The sequence below is a fragment of the Thalassolituus sp. LLYu03 genome, assembly GCF_050507655.1.
GTDB lineage: Bacteria > Pseudomonadota > Gammaproteobacteria > Pseudomonadales > Oceanobacteraceae > Venatoribacter.
The window spans coordinates 235,287-256,512 of record NZ_CP191496.1 but is presented as its reverse complement, the minus strand read 5'-3'; the positions used below and the strand labels follow the sequence as shown (position 1 = coordinate 256,512).

Below are 21,226 nucleotides of genomic sequence, written 5' to 3'. Positions count from 1 at the left end.
AGCGATCACCCTTAACCGGTTACTGCCTGTTTTACCGGTGCCGCTTATTGCAGATCGTGCAGCACCTGTTGCGCCAGCGGATGCGTAACATTCACGTACACCACGTGCGGAAAGTGCTCAATAATCGTCTCACCAAACTGTAGCTCAGATTCTTCAACGCCCAGTTTATGCGCGTAGTAATAACCGGTCTCTCTGGTCGTCAAGACATAATCGGCACGATCGGCAACCATCATCTGAACCCCCTGATCCAGCGTGTTCACCAGCACCAGTTTAAGCCCGGCATTCACGAACGGCTGCAGCACAGGGCTGTTGCTGAGCGTGCGCGTGGTGACCAGCGTGTGACCTCGTAATTCATCCAGCGACTGCCAGCTGAATGGCTCCGGTTTCCGGTGACGAAAAATACCGAACAAAATGTCGGCATCTTTTAATATGACTTTCTGTATGTGCGGATACCCTTCGCGCGGCGGGAAAAAACTCAGCAACCAGTTACCCGGTGCAGCCACATCCAGAGCCGCGCGGACCGGCGGCAGAAAATCCACCTCAAAGGCCCAGCCCTTGTCGGCCAGCAGCCCACGCAGCACATCCAGTGAGACGCCATCGCCTTCCAGATCCTGGGTGGTAAAGGGTGGGTACTCGATGGCTATCACAGGGGCCAGATAACGCGCCGTGACGTTTTCGTCCGCCCGCACGTCTTCAGCCCGACAGCCCGCAGCCATCAGAATGAAGAACAACGCAGATAAACAATAACGAGACACTGTGAGCACCCAAACCTCCCGCCGCCCGCTCTGAAACAACGGGCTTACACCATGGCGCAAAGTGAAAGTGGAGCATGAAATCAGCACTGAGAAAACACTTATTAGAGCAAGGGCTAACTCAGATCAGGCCGGCAGCCCCTCACGGCGCATGATGACGGATTGCCTCCATCAGCGCGCTGGCCTGCGGGTGCTTTTTGTTAATAAAAACAGCGATGGGATAGGTATTCAGCAAGGTCTGCGAAACTGCAGTTTCTCTCGGGCAATGCCCTGCTGATCGGCAAAGTAGTAACCGGTTTGCTCCAGCGACAGCAGATAATCCGACCGTCCGGACAACAACATGCTCAGCCCCTGATCGATGCCATTGATGGGAATAACCAGCAAGCCAGCGTCTTTCAACTGATCCGCCAGCCCACCCATGGTAGCGGTGCGAGTAATCATCACGGAGTGCCCGCTCAGCTCTGACAATTCAGACCAGATGAACGCGCCGGGCCCGGGAATGCGGAACAAGCCGGACTTCACCCGGGTATTATTCAGCGGCACCCGATCGACATCGCCAGAGCCGGCCGGCGGAGGCATAAAGGACGCCAGCCAGTGCTCATCATTGGCCAGCAGGTGCGACGCACGGGCAGAAGGAAGGAACAGAGGTTCAACCAGCCAGTCAGAGCCCAGCAACGCGGCGCGTAAGGCCTGAAATGATAAGCCGCCATCGTCGGCAGCGGCCTGCAGATACGGCGGATAATCGAATGCAATCACCTGCACCGTTTGCTGTGTGCTTTCGTTCTGGCCGAACACCCACGCACATGGTAGAAACGCCAGCAGGAAGAACCAACGATTCACAGAACGACCCCGCTTACTCAGACCTTGTCAGAGTTTAGTTCAGCGCAGCGGCTCCATACGTCATTCAGGATTGATATGAAAATACTCATCAGTGCTTGCCTGCTCGGACAACCTGTTCGCTACGATGGGCGCAGCAATGACAATAAAATCCGCGATTATTCAGAAACCGTGGCGCGCTGGCAGAGCAACGGCTGGCTGATTCCGGTTTGCCCCGAAGTCGCAGGCGGCTTACCGACACCACGCCCCGCCGCGGAAATTATTGGCTCCGATGGCGACGGCGTTATTGCCGGAATTGCGCGCATCCGCAGCGCCAGTGGCGGGGATTTTACCGCGCAATTTCTGGCGGGTGCAGAACAGGCATTGGCGCTGGCAAAAAAGCACGGTGCGGTAGCCGCGCTATTGGCCGCGCGCTCGCCGTCCTGTGGCAGTGACGGCATTTACGATGGGACGTTTTCATCTACGCAGCGGCGTGGCATGGGCGTAACAGCCGCCCTTTTAGAACAACAGGGCATCCGCTGTTTTTCACCGGACAATTTTTCTGCACTGGAACAGTACCTGAATACATCGGGGTGGATGCTATGAAGCATTTTTTTCTGCGACTGGTGCTTTGCCTGACAACCTTTAGCCTGACAAGCCTTGGCCTTACAAAAGAGGCACACGCATTCGAATGGGTACAGCTGAACAAAGCCGGCGATACAAAAACCATCCGCCTCGGTTATCACAATGAAAATCCGGATTTATTCTGGCGCCTGTCGGCCGGTTATTCCCGGCATCAGAATTCAGACATGACATCCGTTGCCGGTGACTGGGTGATTCCCATTCCCGGTGTTTTATCGACGCTGTTTATTGGTGCTCAGCTTGAATACACGGACGAATTCCGCGCGTCTGCCCGCACCGGCATTACGCTGGTGAAATATCTGGAATTCGGTTGGCAATCGGTACCGCAGTCGGATGATTACGCCCTGTATGGCGGCGTTAATATTGCGTTCTGACGGGCGCAATTTCGGTAAAGGTATTTTGGAACGCGTTAAAAACTGACGCTAAAAATGTGTGAACAGTCATTTTGACTGAAATCTGAGATTGTTTATTGCGGATGCTTCGGATGAAGCTTTGGGAAATGGCGCGGGAGGATGTGCTAACGGTCGTAAGCGACCTGGCCTTCGGCCTACGCGCTCTTCGTTCGCGGACTCACTACAAGTCGAACCTGAGGAGGCTGCTCGTATCATCCTGATACTCACACTGCGGGCTACGCATTAATTCGTTCCGGACGAATTAATCTTACCTCCGTCGCTTGACGGTGGCTTTGACTGAAATCTGATTTAGTTTATTTCGGATGCTTCGGATGAAGCTTTAGGAAATGGCGCGCTCGGGAGGATTCGAACCTCCGACCGCCTGGTTCGTAGCCAGGTACTCTATCCAGCTGAGCTACGAGCGCGCATCAGATTGTTACCACGGGGTGCATTTAATCTTTGGGGATTAAATGGCGCGCTCGGGAGGATTCGAACCTCCGACCGCCTGGTTCGTAGCCAGGTACTCTATCCAGCTGAGCTACGAGCGCGCATCGTGGGGCGCGTATTATAGGTAGATCGACTTAGGTGTCAACAACTTTTAATACACATCTGCATTAAGCAGAAAGAACGTGGCGGAGAGAGAGGGATTCGAACCCTCGATAGGGTATTAACCTATACACCCTTAGCAGGGGTGCGCCTTCAGCCACTCGGCCATCTCTCCGGAGCACGGCGCGCATAATACCACGTTCAGAGAAAATTCAAAGGAAAAATTTCAGCGAAATTAATGCCTTAGTAATTGCCGTTCGTCTCATCGCCATCCTTTTCACGTTGGATGCGCTGATAGATTTCTTCGCGGTGTACGGCAACTTCTTTCGGGGCGTTAACACCGATACGAACCTGATTACCTTTTACGCCCAAAACGGTGACCGTTACTTCGTCACCAACCATCAATGTTTCGCCTACGCGACGAGTCAAAATAAGCATAGGAGTTCTCCTGACATTCCTGTTCAAATCTAGGGTGCTATGGGGTGGCTTGCGCCGGAATCCTCATCATCCGCCTTCAGTATTGACCACTCTGATCGGTTGTGAACGCAGCTGTTGAGAATATTTAGTTATTAGAGAGCACTCATTCATTGAATGCTCCCTAACACAAAGGCAGGCGGAGGGGTGCTTACTCTGCGGCGGCCTCTGCATCCAGATCAAAGGCGGTATGCAGGGCGCGTACAGCCAGTTCCAGATACTTTTCAGCAATCACAACCGAGATTTTGATCTCAGAAGTCGTGATCGCCAGAATGTTGATGTTTTCGTCAGCCAGTACTTTGAACATCTTGCTGGCAACGCCGGCGTGTGAGCGCATGCCCACGCCAACCATAGACACTTTGCAGATGTCATCGGTTCCGGACACTTCACGGGCTTTCAGTTCAGCAGATACGTTCTGCAGAACAGCCAGCGTCTTTTTGTAGTCGCCGCGGTTCACTGTGAAGGTGAAATCTGTGGTGCCATCTTCAGACACGTTCTGCACGATCATGTCGACTTCCACGTTGGCGTCGCTGACCGGGCCCAGGATGCGGGAGGCAACACCCGGAACGTCCGGTACGCCTTTCACAGTGATTTTTGCTTCGTCGCGGTTGAACGCGATACCTGAAATAACGGGTTGTTCCACGGAGCTGTTCTCCTCCATTGTGATCAGGGTGCCGTTACCTTCCTTCATGGAGGAAAGTACACGCAGCGGTACTTTGTATTTGCCGGCGAATTCAACCGAACGGATCTGCAGAACCTTGGAACCCAAGCTGGCCATTTCCAGCATTTCTTCGAAGGTCACTTTGTCCATGCGACGCGCTGCCGGCACCACACGCGGGTCGGTGGTGTACACACCATCCACGTCGGTATAAATCTGACACTCATCCGCTTTCAGTGCGGCAGCCAGCGCCACGCCTGTGGTGTCGGAACCACCACGGCCAAGCGTGGTGATGTTGTTGTCGTCGTCAATCCCCTGGAAACCGGCAACGATGGCCACACCGCCGTCGTTCAGCACTTTGCGCATGGCCTCGGTTTCAATGTCTTCGATACGGGCTTTCATAAACGCACTGTCGGTTTTAATACCGACCTGCCAGCCAGTGAAAGAACGGGCGTGAATACCACGCTTCTGCAGGGCAATCGCCAGCAGAGCGATGGTGACCTGCTCACCAGTGGACACCAGTACGTCCATTTCGCGCGGGTCCGGCGTATCGGTAATACCTTTAGCCAGTCCGATCAGACGATTGGTTTCGCCACTCATGGCGGACACCGCGACCACCAGCTGATGACCGGCGTCGTGGAAGGATTTGACCTTGTCGGCAACGGCTTCGATGCGCTCGATGGAACCTACGGAGGTGCCGCCGTATTTCTGTACGTATAACGCCATGGTAGTTCTTTGGGGGTTGACTTAGGAAAATGGGCGCCAATTAAACAACAAATAACCCGTACAGAAAAGATGGCGGCTGGGTTTTACCGTTCCACATTCGTGGTATCTGCGCGGATTCCGGGTGCTTGGCGCAGGGCAACGGCACAAACAAAAACAGCGGGACAAGCCCGCTGTTTTCTTAAGCAGAACCGGCTCAGAGTGCCGCTTCAGCCCAACGCTCGAACGCCGCCAGTGCGTCGGCGATGCCTTCCGGCTTCTGGCCACCGGCCTGAGCCATTTCTGGCTTACCGCCGCCACGGCCGTCAACGTACGGAGCACATTCTTTCACCGCGTCGCCGGCTTTGGCTTTGCCGATCAGGTCTTTGGTCACACCAGCCAGCAGAGTGACTTTGCCGTCTTCCTCGGCCGCCAGCATGATCACCGCCGAACCCAGCTTGTTCTTCAGCTGGTCCATGGTGGTACGCAGAGCTTCCAGATCAGCACCTTCCAGACGGGCTGCCAGCACTTTCGCGCCGTTCACGTCTTTGGCTGAGGTGGCCAGATCGGAACCGGCGCTGGAGGCCAGTTTGGATTTCAGCGCATCCAGTTCTTTTTCCAGCTGACGGGCGCGGGCAATCATCTGCTCGACTTTGTCGCCCACGTTATCGGCATTGCCTTTCAGTGAGCGGGCGATGCCCCCCAGAGTGGCTTCTTCACGGGCGATGTAATCCAGTGCTGCCTGACCAACTACGGCTTCGATACGACGGATACCCGCCGCAATGCCGCTTTCGGAGCTGATTTTCAGCAGGCCAATATCGCCGGTACGCTTGGCGTGGGTACCGCCACACAGTTCCACGGAGAAGTTTTCCACACCCATAGACAGCACGCGTACTTCGTCGTCGTATTTTTCGCCGAACAGTGCCATGGCGCCGGATTCACGGGCGTCGTCGATGTTCATCAGACGCGTGGTGACTTCGGTGTTGGCACGGATCTGGGTGTTCACAATGGTTTCGATCTGCGCGATTTCTTCCGGCTTCAGGCCTTCCAGATGCGAGAAGTCGAAACGCAGTTTGTCATAGGTCACCAGAGAGCCTTTCTGACTCACGTGATCGCCCAGCACTTTGCGCAGCGCCGCATGCAGCAGGTGCGTAGCCGAGTGGTGAATCGCCGTGGCCTGACGCTTTTCCGCATCCACCGTGGCGGTCAGCTTGTCGCCGACTTTAACACTGCCTTCCACCAGCACGCCTTTGTGCAGATGGTTTTTGCCCTCTTTGCTGGTGTCCTTAACCTGGAACACCACGCCATTGGCTTTCAGGAAACCTGTGTCACCGGCCTGACCACCGCTTTCGGCATAGAAGGCGGTTTCGTCCAGCACCAGAATGGCTTCGTCGCCAGCGTTCAGCTGATCAACCGCCACGCCGTCTTTGAACAGAGCCTTTACCGCGCCGGTGTTTTCCAGCTGGGTGTAACCGAGGAATTCGGTGTTGCCATCGATTTCCAGACCTTTACCGTAGTTAGCGGCAAAGTTGCCGGCAGCACGGGCCATTTCACGCTGTTTTTCCATGGCAGCGTTGAAGCCGTCTTCGTCGACTTTCAGATCGCGCTCACGGGCAACGTCAGCGGTCAGGTCGAGCGGGAAGCCATAGGTGTCGTACAGTTTGAACGCGGTTTCACCCGGAATGGTGTCGCCTGTCATACCGGCGATGGCGTCGTTCAGAATGCTCATGCCCTTATCCAGGGTCTTGGCGAACTGTTCTTCTTCCAGACGCAGTACTTTCTGTACGTGTGCGGTCAGGGTCACCAGTTCCGGATAGGCATCGCCCATTTGTGCGGCCAGCGCCGGAACCAGTTGATGGAAGAAGCCAACCGGTGCGCCCAGCATGTGTCCGTGGCGGATAGCACGACGGATGATACGGCGCAGCACGTAGCCACGGCCTTCGTTGGATGGCAGTACGCCGTCCACGATCAGGAAGCTGGTTGAACGGATATGGTCCGCGATGACGCGCAGCGACTTGTTCTCGGTGTCTTTGCAGCCGGTCAGTTCACCGGCAGCGCTCAGCAGTGCCTGGAACAGGTCGATTTCGTAGTTGCTGTGCACGCCCTGCATGATGGCCGAGATACGCTCGAGGCCCATGCCGGTGTCGACCGATGGCTTCGGCAGCGGGATCATGTCGCCGTTTTCTTTGCGCTCGAACTGCATGAAAACGTTGTTCCAGATCTCGATGAAACGGTCACCGTCTTCTTCCGGAGATCCCGGTGGGCCACCCCAGATGTGCTCGCCGTGGTCGAAGAAAATCTCAGTACATGGACCGCACGGACCGGTATCGCCCATGGCCCAGAAGTTGTCAGAGGCGTAACGGCCGCCTTTGTTGTCGCCGATGCGCACGATCTTCTCAGCCGGTACACCCACCTGTTTGTTCCAGATGTCGTAGGCTTCGTCGTCTTCGGCGTACACGGTCACCATCAGCTTTTCCACCGGCAGGTTCAGCCACTGCGGAGAGGTCAGGAATTCCCACGCAAACTTGATGGCGTCTTCTTTGAAGTAATCGCCGAAGCTGAAGTTACCCAGCATTTCGAAGAAGGTGTGGTGACGCGCGGTGTAACCCACGTTTTCCAGGTCGTTGTGCTTACCACCGGCACGCACGCAACGCTGAGAGGAGGTCGCGCGGGTATAGCTGCGCTGGTCCTTGCCAAGGAAACAGTCTTTGAACTGAACCATACCGGCGTTGGTAAACAGCAGGGTCGGGTCGTTACCGGGAATCAGCGGGCTGGATGGCACCACTTCATGCCCTTTGGAGGCAAAGTAATCAAGGAATGCCTTGCGAATCTCTGAGCTTTTCATACGGCTGCGGGTATCCGGAAGCGGTTGTACATGGTTAAAGGTGTCGGAGTATAGCGGTTTGCCGGGCGCAGGCCGAGCCCCCTCAACCGGCTTTTCCATCATTGATAGCCTGCCAGGCACCGGCTGATACAAAAAATTGCTTGACGACCTGCAGAGTTAAGATAACTATATAAGCATATTCTAATTTAGCTGAAGGTGATGGTATGAACGTCGATCGCTTTGTCTTTGCATTTGCTGGCCTGATGATTCTGGTGTCACTGGGCCTGTCTCAGGTTCACAGCGCCTATTGGCTGTGGTTTACCGCCTTCGTTGGCGCCAATATGTTTCAGGCCGCCTTTACCGGCTTCTGCCCGCTGGCGCTGATTCTGAAGAAAGCCGGTCTCAAACCGGGCAACGCCTTCAACTGACCGCCTTGGCCGGATTACACCCGGTCAAGCTCAGTTCCGTCGTTATAATCGCCCTCTCCGGAGGGCATTATGCGACGTCTATCTTTATCTCTTCTTTTTATCTGTCTGCCGCTGCAGGCCGCCGACTGGCAAAGCTACCCGAGCGAACTGGCTCAGTTCGATTACGCGGGTGATGCTTTAGCGCAACACTGGTCGCAGCTCAGCGCCGGGCCACAGCTGCCCTTCCCTGACAGCACGACTCTGGAATCTCTGTTTACCCGGTACCCGGGTCTGCGCGATGCCTCGCTGCAGCAAGCCGCTTCTCATCCGGCACTGACCGCGCTGGCAGAAGGCAATCTGACGCCACTGGCCGAAGCCATTCAGCAGGTATGGCGCCTGCACTATCAGGGCCGCTTCCAGCAGGCGTATGAACTGGGACTGCAACTTGGCCCTGTCGGCGCGGTTCCGGCGCTGTATGCCAAAAACATGTACGCCACGCTGCTGGTCAGCGGACGGGAAGAAAAGCTGGCTCTGTTCCGCGAGGCCGTTGCCGAATCGGAACGCCTGCTGCCGCTGGCACCGGATTATCCGTTTGCCCGTTTCGGTCTTGTGTACGCACAGGCCAGAATTCTTGAATTGCTGGAAACCAGCGAGGCGACATCAAGCGGCTATCTGGGCGAAAGTCGCGCCACACTGAAAGCCCTGACCGGAGAGGAACCGGCCAACGCACTCTACCCGGCCGTGCTGGCCGGCATTGATGCCGGCGTGGTCGAACGCGTCGGTTCCTTTATCGGCCGCATCACCTATGGCTCGACCGCCGACAAAGCCGATGCAGAATTCCGCCATGCCCTGTCGCTGCAGAATCAGTTGCCGGTGATCTATAACGAATACGCCAAAGCATTAGGTCAGATGGATGCAGAGGAGTACCATGCCCGACGGCTGGAACTGCTCAGCACCTGCACCGCCCTGCCGGTGTTCAGTGCCGAAGAGGCCATGAATCAGGCTGCCTGTTCCCGCCAGCTGACTGAGGTAACGAAGGAACACTGACATGATGAACCCTTGGGTGATTGCCGCCATGATTCCCGCCATGGTGATTCTGATGGTGCACTTCGCCATCGGCCCGTTCGGTCACCCAAGCCGTCTGCACTGGCACCTGAAATGGAAAGCCAGACCTGCCTCTCTGCGCCAGCCGCTTATTTTGCTCGCAACGCTTGTGCTGCTGGCCGGCGCGACCCATGTCACCGGCTTCTGGCTGTGGCCTTCTGCGCCGGCGTCCACACCAGTTACCCCCTGAACCACCACGCTGAACGACTGTTCCATAGCTAAGAAACTCTGGACCGCAGGGATAAATCCGCCATTTGGCGGTTCAAAAGCGGCCACTGAGGACCCGATTAATTCTATAATCAGGCCAGTTTTTTGTTCAGGAGTTCTTATGGAACGCATCCTTATCCTCGGTGGCGGCGCTGGGGGGCTTGAACTGGCCACCCATCTGGGCCACCAGTTCGGCCGCCGCGGCACTGCCCGGATTGAGCTGATCGATGCCAACCCAACGCACCTGTGGAAACCTCTGCTGCATGAGGTGGCCAGTGGCGCGCTGGATTCCGGCATCGATGAGCTCAATTACAGAGCCCACGGCAAAGTGCACGGTTTCAACTTCCGTCTGGGCCGCATGTGCGGTCTCGACCGCGACGCCAAACAAGTGATTCTGTCACCGATTCTCGACGAACAGGGTGATGTGGTCGTGCCCGAGCGCCGGGTCGCTTACGACACACTGGTGCTGGCCATTGGCAGCGTGACCAACGACTTCGGCACCAAGGGCGCGAAGGACCACTGCATTTTCCTCGACAGCCGTATTCAGGCTGAACGTTTCCATCACACGCTGCTGAACGAATTTCTGCGCGCCAATAACCGCGAGACTGATGAGCCACAGGACCTGCACATTGCCATCGTCGGTGCCGGCGCGACCGGTGTGGAGCTGTCCGCCGAGCTGTACAACACCGCCGAAGTTCTGGTCAGCTACGGGTTAAAAGGTCTGACACCCGCCAACCTGAAGGTCACCCTGATTGAAGCGGGCGAGCGCATTCTGCCTGCTCTGCCGGAGCGGATTTCGGCCGCCGCCACACGCGAGCTGGAAAAGCTCGGCGTCAGCGTACGCACGAAAACCCTGATCACAGAAGCCACCAAAGAAGGCTTCCGTACCAAAGACGAGCAGCTGATTCCGGCGAAACTCATGGTCTGGGCAGCCGGGGTGAAAGCGCCGGACTTTATGGCCAATCTTGGGTTGGCCACCAACCGCGCCAATCAGCTTGTGGTGAATGCCAGCCTGCAGACAGAAGATCCGTCGATTTTTGCCCTTGGCGATTGCTGCAGCGTACCGGATAAAGACGGCAAACCAGTGCCACCGCGGGCGCAGGCTGCACACCAGCAGGCATCCCATCTGCTGAAAGTATTCAAAGCCCGCAGTCAGGGCAAACCTTTGCCGGTGTTCACCTACAAAGACAAAGGCTCTCTGGTTTCACTGAGCCGCTACAGCACAGTCGGCAGCCTGATGGGCAACCTGACTCAGGGCTCCATGATGATCGAAGGGCGACTGGCGCGGATCGTGTACATTTCACTTTACCGCCTGCACCAGATCGCCTTGCACGGGTACAGGCATACCCTTCTGCTCAGTCTGGTCGGACACATTAATAAAGTGATCCGCCCCCGTCTGAAACTGCACTGATCATGCTGCACGGGCAGACGCCCAATAAAAAAAGCCCGGCTTAAACCGGGCTTTTTTATACGTCGCTGCAGACCTGATCCTGAGCCAGCCGGTAATCACCCGGCGTGGTACCTGTCCAGCGGCGGAAGGCTTTGTAGAACGCACTCGGTTCGGCATAACCGACCATATAGGCGATTTCGTACAGGGGCACACTTTCGTCGCGGATGAGTTTCATCGCCAGTGTCTGGCGACATTCATCCAGCAGAATCTGGTAGCTGGTGCCCAGTGCTTTCATGCGACGCTGCAGGTTGCGCACACTGATGCCCAGCTGTCCGGCCACGTCTTCCTGCGACACATGGCGGCGCAGCAGACAGGCTTCAATGATGCTCTGCAGTTCGGAGTACAGCAGCAGATGGTCCTGCAGCTTCTTTTCACGCCGCTCCAGCTCACGCAGCGTCGTGCCAAACAACAGCGGCTGATAACGCGGATTCAGGCGCTGCCAGGCACTGGCGGAAATATCCAGACGACAGGCGTCGTCACTGCGGACATCCACACCCAGCATTTGCTCAATCTCAGACTCATAACCCGGCGCACAGGCCAGACGCAGACAAAGATCACCGGCGCGCAGAGAGTCACCCAGCGACTCGCGGCACAGAGAAGCTATGATCGCCATGGTTTCCTGACAGTCGTAACGGGACATTTCACTGTCGACCGCCGCAACCGGTAACAGCCGTACCTGATCGTCACCGGGTTCAATGCGCAGCGACATCAGTCCGACAGAACGGTGTACATAACGCAACGCCGCCGGTATGCCCTGAGCCAGATTTTCAGCACAGCGAAGCAGCTGAGCCATCGGCAGATCCCGGCCTGCCAGATAGATGCCTGCTTTGATCGACAGCAGAGCGTCTTTTGTGAACTTCCGTACCATTTCCTGTGCTGAGCGCAGCTTTTCCGCGCCAATCCAGGGCGGCAGCGGCCCTGCGTCACTGATACAGAGAGCGGACAACACAGGAGCTAAATGAACCCCCTGCGCATCCCAGAAATTCAGTAAATGCTGCACCAGTACGATATCGACCTGCACAGCTGGGCCCATATCCTTCCCCACCACCATGATCCTTTCCCCCGGTCTGACGCCGGTTTAACGACTGTTCTTTGTATATAAACAATCGTCCGATCATGGTTATCGCTGTGAATAGTGTCAATAGACTGAGGCGACAGCCCAATTTTTGGCGCAAAAAAAGCAGCTTAGTCAGGAAAATCCGTCAGTTCACCGCTTTTCAGACAACGCACAGCGTACTGAATTTGATCAGAAGTAAACCCGCGATAGGCCAAAAAGCGATGAAGCTTTGCCAGCTCTTTAGGATCTGAGAGCGAGTAATGGCTGCCAAGCCGGCGACGGGCGGTTTCCAGAGCCTGCAGTCGCCAGTCGGTTTCCTGCTCGTCCATCACCTGACGGATATCGCTGTCGGCAACGCCTTTGCCGCGTAACTCCTGACGCATACGCACAGGACCCTGACCACGTTGGGTACGGCTGTTAACGAACGATTCGGCAAAGCGCTCATCCGACTGCCAGCGGCGTTCGGCAAGTTCATCGAGGAGGGAGTTGAGCTCTTCCGCAGAAGCTGCCTTTACCGACAGCTTGCGGAAAAGTTCCGTCCGGGAATGGTCACGGCGCGACAGCAGATCGACTGCCGCACGCCGCAATTCCGGCAATGAGAGGAGATCAGGCTTCGAGTTCTTCATCCGCTTCGCTGGTGATTTCACCCTCAACTGAAACTGTCAGCATCTGCGCACGGATAACCTGTTCAATCTCGTTGGCGATTTCCGGATGTTCTTCCAGATACACCGCAGAGTTGGCTTTACCCTGACCAATCTTGTCGCCTTTGTAGCTGTACCAGGCGCCGGCTTTATCGACGATGCCGCATTTCACGCCCAGATCGATCACTTCGCCCATGTGGTAGATACCACTGCCGTACATGATCTGGAACTCAGCCTGTTTGAACGGTGGCGATACCTTGTTCTTCACCACTTTCACACGGGTTTCGTTACCGATCACTTCTTCGCCCTGTTTAACAGAACCGATGCGACGGATATCCAGACGAACAGAGGCGTAGAACTTCAGTGCGTTCCCCCCAGTGGTGGTTTCCGGACTGCCGAACATTACACCGATCTTCATACGGATCTGGTTAATGAAGATCACCAGACAGTTGGCACTTTTCACGTTGCCGGTAATTTTACGCAACGCCTGAGACATCAGACGGGCCTGCAGACCCACGTGGCTGTCACCCATCTCACCTTCAATTTCGGCTCTCGGGGTCAGTGCCGCCACCGAGTCGACCACAATCACGTCTACCGCGCCGGAACGCACCAGACTGTCACAGATTTCGAGCGCCTGTTCGCCGGTATCGGGCTGCGACACCAGCAGAGTGTTCAGATCAACACCCAGCTTCTCTGCGTAGAGTGGGTCCAGAGCGTGTTCCGCGTCGATGATGGCCACGGTTTTACCCGCTTTCTGTGCCTGCGCCATCACCGACAGACACATAGTGGTTTTACCTGAGCTTTCCGGACCGTAGATCTCAACGATACGGCCTTGCGGCAGACCACCGATGCCAAGCGCGATGTCCAGTCCCAGAGAACCGGTGGAAATCGCCGGAATAGCTTCGCGTGGCTGTTCGCCCATCTTCATGATGGCGCCTTTACCAAACTGGCGTTCAATCTGGCTCAGTGCCGCATCAAGTGCTTTCTGTTTGTTAGCGTCCATCATTCATTCCTGTACTGTGGATTCGGGGTCGTCTGCCTGTACAGACAAACAGCTGTGAATTTAACCAGTATTTAAGCACAGCCAATTTCTCCCGCCAACCCCCAATTTCGACTTCAGCAGGAAAGCCAGCGACACAGGCCCTGAATGCCATGAATGACCGCCTGTTCACGCACCGCTGCCCGGTCGCCGCTGAAGTGACAGCGTTCGGTGATCTGGGTGTCGGCGTTACCCCAGGCAAACCAGACCGTACCCACGGGTTTTTCGTCACTGCCACCGCCCGGCCCGGCGATGCCGCTGACGGCCACTGCCAGCTCGCCCAGGCTGTTATTCACAGCACCCGCGACCATGGCGCGTACCGTTTCTTCGCTGACTGCACCGTATTGCTCAATGGTGGAAGGAGCCACGTTCAGATAGCGGATTTTGGCTTCGTTGGAGTAGGTCACAAAGCCACATTCGAACCAGCCGGAACTGCCAGCCACATCGGTCAGGGCACTGGCAATTCCGCCACCGGTACAGGATTCAGCGGTCACGATTCTGAGGTCGCGGCTGAGGAGGATTTCCGCCAGAGCGCGGATAGAGGCCAACAGATCCGGGTTCATTTTTTTATCCTCGCGTAATCACTTACAATCGCGCTTCACATTAACATGCCCCCCCGCTAAGGACACCCGCCAATGAGCCAGGCAGCCGCCCAGCACACCCCTATGATGCAGCAGTATTTCCGTATCAAGGCGGAGTTTCCGGACACCTTGCTGTTCTACCGCATGGGCGATTTTTACGAGCTGTTTTACAGCGATGCCAAACGCGCCGCTCAGCTGTTGGACATCACCTTAACCGCACGTGGTCACAGCGGTGGCGAGCCGATTCCGATGGCGGGTATTCCTTATCACGCCGCCGACAACTACATCGCCCGCTTGGTAAAACAAGGCGTGTCGGTGGCGATTGCCGAACAGATTGGCGACCCGGCGCTGGCCAAGGGTCCGGTGGAGCGCAAAGTGGTGCGCATCATTACGCCCGGCACCCTGACCGACGAAGCCTTCCTCGACGAGCGTTCCGACAACCTGCTGGTTGCCCTGTGTTCCGATAAACAGCGCCACGGTCTGGCGGTACTGGAAATCAGCTCCGGTCGTTTTTCGGTGCTGGAAGTGGATGGCGACGACGCCCTGCTGGCCGAAGTCGAACGTCTGCGCCCGGCGGAATTGCTGCTCAACGAAGAACACAGTCAGCTGCCGGCCCTGCGTGAGCGCAGTGGCGCCAAGCTGCTGGCGCCCTGGCATTTTGAATCCGACACCGCCCTGCGCCTGCTGACGCAACAGCTGAAAACCCGCGACCTGCGCGGTTTTGGCTGTGAACACATGACGGTTGCCATCCGCGCCGCCGGCGCCCTGCTGCATTACGCGCAGGAAACCCAGCGCAACAGCCTGCCGCACATCCGCTCGCTGCAGGTGGAACAACCCGACGATGCCATCATCATCGACCCGGCCAGCCGCCGTAATCTGGAAATCGACATCAACCAGAAAGGCGACAGCCAGCACACGCTGGCGTGGATCATGGACAAAACCGCCACCGCCATGGGCAGTCGTCTGTTGAAGCGCTGGCTGAACCGGCCGCTGCGCGAGCGCAAATTGCTGCAACAGCGTCAGGGGCTGATCGCCCGGATGATCAGCGGCTATGCCACCGAGGCGATTCACAGCAACCTGAAGCAGGTTGGCGATATCGAACGTATTCTCTCGCGCGTGGCGCTGGGTTCTGCACGCCCGCGCGATCTGGCGCGCCTGCGTGATGCGCTGGCGGTGGTGCCGGATATCCGTGCCCAGCTGAATGAGCTCGACAGCGATCTGGCGCGTGGCCTGCTGGAGCGTGCGGTGGAGTTCCCGCACTGGGTAGAGCGCCTGAACAAAGCCATTATTGAAAATCCGCCGGTCATTATCCGTGACGGTGGTGTGATCGCCGAAGGCTACGATGCCGAGCTGGACGAGCTGCGCGCCCTGAGTGAAAACGCCGGCGATTATCTGGTGAAACTCGAAGAGCAGGAAAAAGCGCGCACCGGCATCAGCACGTTAAAAGTCGGTTACAACCGCGTGCACGGCTATTACATCGAGATTTCCAAAGCCCAGGCTGATGACGCGCCGGTGGACTACATCCGCCGCCAGACCCTGAAAAACGCCGAGCGTTTTATCACACCGGAACTGAAGACCTTTGAAGACAAGGCACTGAGCGCCAAAAGCCGCGCCTTAAGCCGCGAAAAAGCCCTGTACGACGAACTGGTGCAGGCGCTGGCGGAAGAACTGATTGAACTGCAGGTGTGCGCCGCTGCGCTGAGCGAACTCGACGTGCTGTCGAATCTGGCCGAACGCGCCGAAACCCTGCGTTTCGTGCAGCCACAACTGGTAGAAGAGGACGTTGTCGATATCCGTCAGGGCCGCCATCCTGTGGTGGAAAACCTGATCGTCGATCCGTTCGTGGCCAACGACACTCACCTCGACGGCAACACCACCATGCAGATCATCACGGGTCCGAACATGGGCGGTAAATCAACTTATATGCGTCAGGTGGCTGTGATTACCCTGCTTGCCCATATCGGCAGCTATGTACCGGCGCAGAGCTGCACACTGGGCCCGATTGACCGCATTTTTACCCGCATGGGTTCGTCCGATGATGTGGCCGGTGGCCGTTCGACCTTTATGGTGGAAATGACCGAAACCGCCAATATTCTGCACAACGCCACCGCCCAGAGTCTGGTGCTGATGGACGAAGTCGGCCGTGGCACTAGCACCTTCGACGGCCTGTCGCTGGCCTGGGCCAGTGCTGCCCATCTGGCCAGTAAGATCCGCGCCTTTACCCTGTTTGCCACCCACTACTTCGAGATGACCGGCCTGCCGGAGCAGTTCGGCAATGCCTGCAACGTGCATCTGAAAGCCACCGAACACGACGAGCGCATTATTTTCCTGCACGCCGTCGAGCAAGGCCCGGCCAGTCAGAGTTACGGTCTGCAGGTTGCGCAACTGGCGGGCGTCCCAGCCAATGTCATCAGCGACGCCAAAGCCCAGCTTAAGCAACTGGAACAGGCCGCTGGCCATCATGTAGCGGTTGCTCCGGTGGTGGTCGCTGTTGAAAAGGGCAAAGGCAAAACGGCGGCTCAGCCAGAGAAAGGATCGCCCCTGCAGAATGACCTGTTCGCCGTGATGGCATCGGCCGTGGAAGAGAAACTGGCCGGAACCAATCCGGACGATCTGACCCCGCGTCAGGCGCTGGAGCTGATTTATCAGCTGAAAAAGATGCTGTGAGGCCGGATTCATAACCGGATCAACAGCCACCAGAACAGAATGATCTGAGCGTGTTTCTTGCCCGCTCAGGTCTGCCTACCTAGAATACCGGTCTAATTTATAACGGGGTCACCTGAGGGCCCCTTCAGCCTGATCAGGAGAGAGACGATGGCATTCGTCGTTACCGACAACTGTGTGAAATGTAAGTACACCGACTGCGTGGATGTGTGCCCGGTCGATTGCTTTTACGAAGGCCCGAACTTTCTGGTGATTAACCCGGATGAGTGCATCGACTGTGCACTGTGCGAACCCGAGTGCCCGGCTCAGGCCATTTTCTCTGAAGATGAAGTACCTGCCGGTCAGGAACAGTACATCGAGCTGAACGCCGAACTGTCCCAGCACTGGCCAAACATTGCCGAGAAGAAAGACGCGCTGCCGGACGCCGCCGAATGGGATGGCGTACCCAACAAGCTGCAGCATCTGGAGCGTTAATCGCGCCGGATTTCAGCCCAATAAAAAAGCTGCCCATGGCAGCTTTTTTATTGGCGCGGTCAAACTTTATGACCAGCGATTAAATATCGCCGAACAGTACCGCTGCACTCAGACCCTGTTTTTCCATGATTTCACGCAGACGCTTCAGCGCTTCTACCTGAATCTGACGTACACGCTCACGGGTCAGACCAATTTCGCGACCCACATCTTCCAGCGTGCTGGATTCGTAACCACGCAGACCGAAACGACGGGACAGTACTTCGCGCTGCTTTTCAGGCAGCTCTTCGATCCAGCGATCCAGATTGGACTGAATGTCCTGATTCTGCAGTTCTTCGCCCGGGTCGGTCACACGTTCATCGGCGATGGTATCCAGGATGGATTTATCAGATGACGGTCCCAGTGGGGTATCAATAGAAGTCACACGCTCATTCAGCTTCAGCATGCGCTTCACGTCTTCTACCGGTTTCTCCAGCAGAGCGGCAATTTCTTCAGCGCTTGGCTCATGATCCAGCTTCTGGGTCAGTTCACGGGCGGCACGCAGGTATACGTTCAGTTCTTTCACAACATGAATCGGCAGACGGATGGTGCGGGTCTGATTCATGATGGCGCGCTCGATGGTCTGACGGATCCACCAGGTCGCGTAGGTTGAGAAACGGAAACCACGTTCCGGATCGAATTTTTCTACCGCACGGATCAGACCGAGGTTGCCCTCTTCGATCAGGTCCAGCAGTGACAGGCCGCGGTTCACATAGCGGCGGGAAATTTTAACCACCAGTCGCAGGTTACTTTCGATCATGCGACGGCGACCCATTTCATCGCCTTTGCGGGCCAGACGTGCGTAGTGCACTTCTTCTTCCGCTGACAGCAGGGGGGAAAACCCAATCTCATTGAGATACAACTGAGTGGCGTCCATCGCACGGTTCGATGTATCCGCTGCAAAACGTTCAGAGAAATCGTCTGCCGCTTCTGCTTCAGTCTCGGTCTCTTCATCGACCAGAGCCAGAGCGTCTACATCATCAAATACGTCTTCTTCGCGTAGTTCTCGTTGTTGTACTGCCATGTTCATACCCGCCTTTGTTTGTCGTCCTGAATCCGCACCGAAACAGATTTTGTGCCAGAACGACTGGTTAGTTTATGACCACTCTAACCAGGCCTCGGAGGCAGGTATCTGAGTGGATCAACCGGCTTGCCGTTTCTTCGGATCTCAAAGTGAAGTTTCACTTTGTCGGTACCAGTAGACCCTATTTCGGCAATTTTCTGACCCGCTTTAACGACTTCTTGTTCGCGGACCAGTATGCGGCTGGCGTGGGCATATGCGCTCAGGTAGGTTTCGTTGTGTTTTACGATCACCAGATTCCCGTATCCGCGCAGTCCTTCTCCCGCGTAAACCACGGTGCCGGCCGCTGCTGCCAAAACAGATTCTCCCAAAGAACCGGTGATATCAATCCCCTTGTTGACGGGCTTTTTGGTTGAAAAATAGCCAATCAAACGACCGTTTGCCGGCCATTTCCAGTCAGTTTCCGCAGCTTCAGCGACCGGAACCGGCGCGATTTGACTGGTTTTGGCAACTGGCTTAGGAACGCTTTCTTTTTTCGGGGCCGGTTTTGACGGTTTTTCGACAGTCTCAGTATGAGCTACTACGCTTTTCTTACTGATATTTCTGATGTCAATTTTTTGACCTGGATAGATGGTATAAGGGCTGGAGATTGAGTTAGCGCTCGCCAACTCCCGGAAGTCGATTCCGTAACGCCATGCGATGGAGAACAAGGTCTCGCCTTTTTCGACAAGATGGAAATCCGTCGCGGCTTGTCCTTTACTGAACTTCTCTTCAACTGAGACAAATTCTCGCCCGGACACACAGCCCGTTACCAGTGTAGCTATCATGACTAAAGTGACAGTGACCCGTGCTTTCATCGTCGCTCGCCGGTGGTTGTTTTTTGACACTCAAAAATGACAGCTTTTTGAGCTCGCCCGCTAACCCGCATGTTTTTAACATTTCGAGCTTAGCAATAATCTAGTTATTCAAATTTAATCTAAAAAGGCGGACACTTTTTTTGAACTTAGTGTTTGTTTACCAGAAATGAATGGTGAGTCACAAAAATAAAACTGGCAAAAACCGAAACACCACACTTCAGATAAACAAACGTTCTTCAATAATTTGCCGCGTCCAGCCTGCCCGCCCGGCGCTTTGACACTGCCTCAGCGGGCTTTTGCGATCCGCTCCAGACCGATCACCAGCGTAAATCCCACCACCGAAAGTAGCAGAGCAAGGCCGGTCTCGGCCGACAGGGACGGCAAGATGTTGCCCTGAATGAAGGGCACTACCTCTCCTTTGCTGTTCAATCGCGTCAGCAGGGTTTCTTTCCATGGCCAGACTTTCACCAGAGAACCGAGCATAAATCCCGTCAGTAAAGCGAACATAGCATGGTGATAATGATGCAGCAGCCAGCTCAGCAGACGGGAGAACAGCGTAAGTCCCAGTGCTGCACCACAGGCGAAGAGGCCCATGGTGGCAAGGTCGAAGGCCTTAACAGCCCCCAGAATCGGCTCGTACAGGCCCATCAGCAGCAGAATGAAGCTGCCGGAAATACCCGGCAGAATCATGGCGCAGATCGCCACGGAGCCGGCGATGAACACGATAAGAGGCGTTGCTTCGATCTGGGTCGGTGACGCCAGACTGATCCAGGCCGCCAGTGCCGCGCCAGCCAGCAGAAACGCCAGTTCGGGCAAGCGCCAGCGCCGGATTTCTTTTCCGACGTGCCAGCTCGACGCCAGAATCAGGCCGAAGAAAAACGCCCACACCCACACCGGATAGTTGAGCAGCAGATAGTGAATGCCGCGCGCCAGCGTCAGCAGCGCCAGCAGAATGCCGCTGCCCAGCACCAGCAGAAAGGTGCCATTGATGTGTTGCCAGAACGCGCGCAGCCCTTGCCGGCGCCAGACGCCCAGCGCCTGCGGGCCAATGCTTTTGATGGAATCGAGGAGTTCGGTATAAATGCCGGTGACAAATGCGATGGTGCCGCCGGATACGCCCGGAACAACATCCGCCGCCCCCATTGCCAGCCCTTTGAGGAACAGCCAGATGTGTTTCATTGCGTCCTTGTCCTTAACCAGATGCAGGATGAGAAATCAGCGCTGAACCCCGGGTAAAAAGGGAACGAAGCGCACGCTTTCGAGTGTTTTACGGGTGAAGTGATCGCCGTGGCGGGTAATCAGAACCAGTTTCTGTTCTTCCGTTCCCACCGGCAGAATTAACCGGCCGCCATCGGCCAGCTGTTGCAGCAGAGAATCCGGCACATTTTCCGGCGCTGCGGCGGCCAGAATGCCATCGTAAGGGCCGAACTCAGGCCAGCCCCAGGTGCCATCGGATAATTTCAGGTGCAGGTTGCGGTAGCCCAGCTCTTTCAGACGGGCAGCGGCCTTGTGCTGCAGGGGTTCGATGCGCTCGACACTGAACAGACGCCCGACCAGCGGGCTCAGCACGGCGGTCTGGTAACCGGACCCGGTACCTATCTCCAGCACCTTGTCCAGCGGACCCGCGGCCAGCAGCACTTCGGTCATGCGCGCGACCGTGTAGGGCTGACTGATGGTCTGGCCGTTGCCAATCGGCAGTGCGGTATCTTCATAGGCACGGTGCGCCAGCGCTTCGTCGACAAACAAGTGGCGTGGTGTGGAGGCAATGACCTCCAAAACCCGCTCATCTTTAATGCCGCTTTCGCGCAGCCGCTGTACCAGACGGTTGCGGGTACGCTGCGATGTCATGCCGATGCCGGTGCGCAGATGGTCGATCACATCA

The 21,226-nt window shown here is 56.3% G+C and carries 21 protein-coding genes and 3 tRNA genes; 8 read left to right on the top strand and 16 right to left on the bottom strand.

Annotated elements, in window-relative coordinates; translation table 11 throughout:
* Positions 1–44: 44 nt before the first annotated feature.
* Together ACQUQU_RS01260 and ACQUQU_RS01255 are read right to left on the bottom strand one after the other, a co-directional pair.
* Positions 45–764, bottom strand: a complete 720-nt coding sequence (locus tag ACQUQU_RS01260) for a hypothetical protein (RefSeq protein ID WP_430461432.1) — start codon at positions 762–764, stop codon at positions 45–47.
* Between the two features lie 216 nt (positions 765–980).
* Positions 981–1,592: a hypothetical protein gene (locus tag ACQUQU_RS01255; RefSeq protein WP_430461431.1), complete on the bottom strand. Its 612-nt coding sequence runs from the start codon at positions 1,590–1,592 to the stop codon at positions 981–983.
* 75 nt (positions 1,593–1,667) lie between these two features.
* Between ACQUQU_RS01255 and ACQUQU_RS01250 the strand changes: the two genes are divergently transcribed.
* Both ACQUQU_RS01250 and ACQUQU_RS01245 read left to right on the top strand, forming a co-directional pair.
* On the top strand, positions 1,668–2,174 hold the full coding sequence (locus tag ACQUQU_RS01250; RefSeq protein WP_430461430.1) for a DUF523 domain-containing protein: 507 nt from the start codon (positions 1,668–1,670) through the stop codon (positions 2,172–2,174).
* Complete coding sequence (locus ACQUQU_RS01245; RefSeq protein ID WP_430461429.1) at positions 2,171–2,584, top strand: hypothetical protein; 414 nt, start codon at positions 2,171–2,173, stop codon at positions 2,582–2,584. The genes ACQUQU_RS01250 and ACQUQU_RS01245 overlap by 4 nt, the downstream gene beginning before the upstream one ends.
* Before the next feature lie 366 nt (positions 2,585–2,950).
* Here ACQUQU_RS01245 and ACQUQU_RS01240 read toward each other — a convergent pair.
* The 6 genes from ACQUQU_RS01240 to alaS all read right to left on the bottom strand — a co-directional run bounded on the left by ACQUQU_RS01240 (position 2,951) and on the right by alaS (position 7,827).
* A tRNA-Arg gene (locus ACQUQU_RS01240) sits at positions 2,951–3,027 on the bottom strand.
* Positions 3,028–3,073: 46 nt separating this feature from the next.
* Positions 3,074–3,150: transfer RNA gene (locus ACQUQU_RS01235), tRNA-Arg, on the bottom strand.
* Positions 3,151–3,232: 82 nt separating this feature from the next.
* Positions 3,233–3,323, bottom strand: a tRNA-Ser gene (locus tag ACQUQU_RS01230).
* Positions 3,324–3,391: 68 nt separating this feature from the next.
* The gene (gene csrA, locus ACQUQU_RS01225; RefSeq protein ID WP_225675968.1) at positions 3,392–3,586 is read right to left on the bottom strand and encodes a carbon storage regulator CsrA; all 195 of its coding nucleotides are present in this window, start codon (positions 3,584–3,586) and stop codon (positions 3,392–3,394) included.
* Positions 3,587–3,773: 187 nt separating this feature from the next.
* Positions 3,774–5,006: an aspartate kinase gene (locus tag ACQUQU_RS01220; RefSeq protein ID WP_430461428.1), complete on the bottom strand. Its 1,233-nt coding sequence runs from the start codon at positions 5,004–5,006 to the stop codon at positions 3,774–3,776.
* A gap of 193 nt (positions 5,007–5,199) precedes the next feature.
* On the bottom strand, positions 5,200–7,827 hold the full coding sequence (alaS, locus tag ACQUQU_RS01215; RefSeq protein WP_430461427.1) for an alanine--tRNA ligase: 2,628 nt from the start codon (positions 7,825–7,827) through the stop codon (positions 5,200–5,202).
* 203 nt (positions 7,828–8,030) lie between these two features.
* Here alaS and ACQUQU_RS01210 point away from each other — a divergent pair, with 203 nt between their 5' ends.
* The 4 genes from ACQUQU_RS01210 (at position 8,031) to ACQUQU_RS01195 (ending at position 10,935) form a co-directional block, all read left to right on the top strand.
* Complete coding sequence (locus ACQUQU_RS01210; RefSeq protein ID WP_430461426.1) at positions 8,031–8,234, top strand: YgaP family membrane protein; 204 nt, start codon at positions 8,031–8,033, stop codon at positions 8,232–8,234.
* 69 nt (positions 8,235–8,303) lie between these two features.
* Positions 8,304–9,260: a hypothetical protein gene (locus ACQUQU_RS01205; RefSeq protein WP_430461425.1), complete on the top strand. Its 957-nt coding sequence runs from the start codon at positions 8,304–8,306 to the stop codon at positions 9,258–9,260.
* A 1-nt stretch (position 9,261) separates the two neighbouring features.
* Complete coding sequence (locus ACQUQU_RS01200; protein WP_430461424.1) at positions 9,262–9,507, top strand: hypothetical protein; 246 nt, start codon at positions 9,262–9,264, stop codon at positions 9,505–9,507.
* Positions 9,508–9,645: 138 nt separating this feature from the next.
* On the top strand, positions 9,646–10,935 hold the full coding sequence (locus tag ACQUQU_RS01195; RefSeq protein ID WP_430461423.1) for an NAD(P)/FAD-dependent oxidoreductase: 1,290 nt from the start codon (positions 9,646–9,648) through the stop codon (positions 10,933–10,935).
* 55 nt (positions 10,936–10,990) lie between these two features.
* Here ACQUQU_RS01195 and ACQUQU_RS01190 read toward each other — a convergent pair whose 3' ends face one another.
* The 4 genes from ACQUQU_RS01190 to ACQUQU_RS01175 all read right to left on the bottom strand — a co-directional run bounded on the left by ACQUQU_RS01190 (position 10,991) and on the right by ACQUQU_RS01175 (position 14,274).
* Positions 10,991–12,007, bottom strand: a complete 1,017-nt coding sequence (locus ACQUQU_RS01190; RefSeq protein ID WP_430461422.1) for a helix-turn-helix transcriptional regulator — start codon at positions 12,005–12,007, stop codon at positions 10,991–10,993.
* 152 nt (positions 12,008–12,159) lie between these two features.
* Positions 12,160–12,657 (bottom strand): regulatory protein RecX, encoded by a 498-nt coding sequence (locus ACQUQU_RS01185; protein ID WP_430461421.1) that lies wholly within the window; start codon positions 12,655–12,657, stop codon positions 12,160–12,162.
* Positions 12,638–13,675, bottom strand: a complete 1,038-nt coding sequence (gene recA, locus ACQUQU_RS01180; protein ID WP_430461420.1) for a recombinase RecA — start codon at positions 13,673–13,675, stop codon at positions 12,638–12,640. The genes ACQUQU_RS01185 and recA overlap by 20 nt, the downstream gene beginning before the upstream one ends.
* Positions 13,676–13,788: 113 nt before the next feature.
* On the bottom strand, positions 13,789–14,274 hold the full coding sequence (locus ACQUQU_RS01175; RefSeq protein WP_430461419.1) for a CinA family protein: 486 nt from the start codon (positions 14,272–14,274) through the stop codon (positions 13,789–13,791).
* Between the two features lie 72 nt (positions 14,275–14,346).
* Here ACQUQU_RS01175 and mutS point away from each other — a divergent pair, with 72 nt between their 5' ends.
* Positions 14,347–16,959 carry a DNA mismatch repair protein MutS gene (gene mutS, locus ACQUQU_RS01170; protein ID WP_430461418.1) on the top strand — a complete coding sequence of 871 codons (2,613 nt, stop codon included), beginning with the start codon at positions 14,347–14,349 and terminating at the stop codon, positions 16,957–16,959.
* Positions 16,960–17,106: 147 nt separating this feature from the next.
* Positions 17,107–17,430, top strand: a complete 324-nt coding sequence (fdxA, locus tag ACQUQU_RS01165) for a ferredoxin FdxA (protein WP_430461417.1) — start codon at positions 17,107–17,109, stop codon at positions 17,428–17,430.
* Positions 17,431–17,509: 79 nt separating this feature from the next.
* On the opposite strand, the gene rpoS is transcribed toward fdxA, so the two are convergent.
* From rpoS to ACQUQU_RS01145, 4 genes are all read right to left on the bottom strand, one after another.
* Entirely contained in the window at positions 17,510–18,490 is a 981-nt protein-coding gene (rpoS, locus tag ACQUQU_RS01160) for an RNA polymerase sigma factor RpoS (protein ID WP_430461416.1), read from the bottom strand.
* A gap of 83 nt (positions 18,491–18,573) precedes the next feature.
* A complete protein-coding gene (locus ACQUQU_RS01155) occupies positions 18,574–19,344 on the bottom strand; it encodes a peptidoglycan DD-metalloendopeptidase family protein (protein ID WP_430461415.1) in 771 nt (256 codons plus the stop codon).
* A gap of 285 nt (positions 19,345–19,629) precedes the next feature.
* A complete protein-coding gene (locus tag ACQUQU_RS01150; RefSeq protein WP_430461414.1) occupies positions 19,630–20,523 on the bottom strand; it encodes a DUF368 domain-containing protein in 894 nt (297 codons plus the stop codon).
* A 36-nt stretch (positions 20,524–20,559) separates the two neighbouring features.
* The gene (locus ACQUQU_RS01145; RefSeq protein ID WP_430463001.1) at positions 20,560–21,219 is read right to left on the bottom strand and encodes a protein-L-isoaspartate(D-aspartate) O-methyltransferase; all 660 of its coding nucleotides are present in this window, start codon (positions 21,217–21,219) and stop codon (positions 20,560–20,562) included.
* Positions 21,220–21,226: the final 7 nt, after the last annotated feature.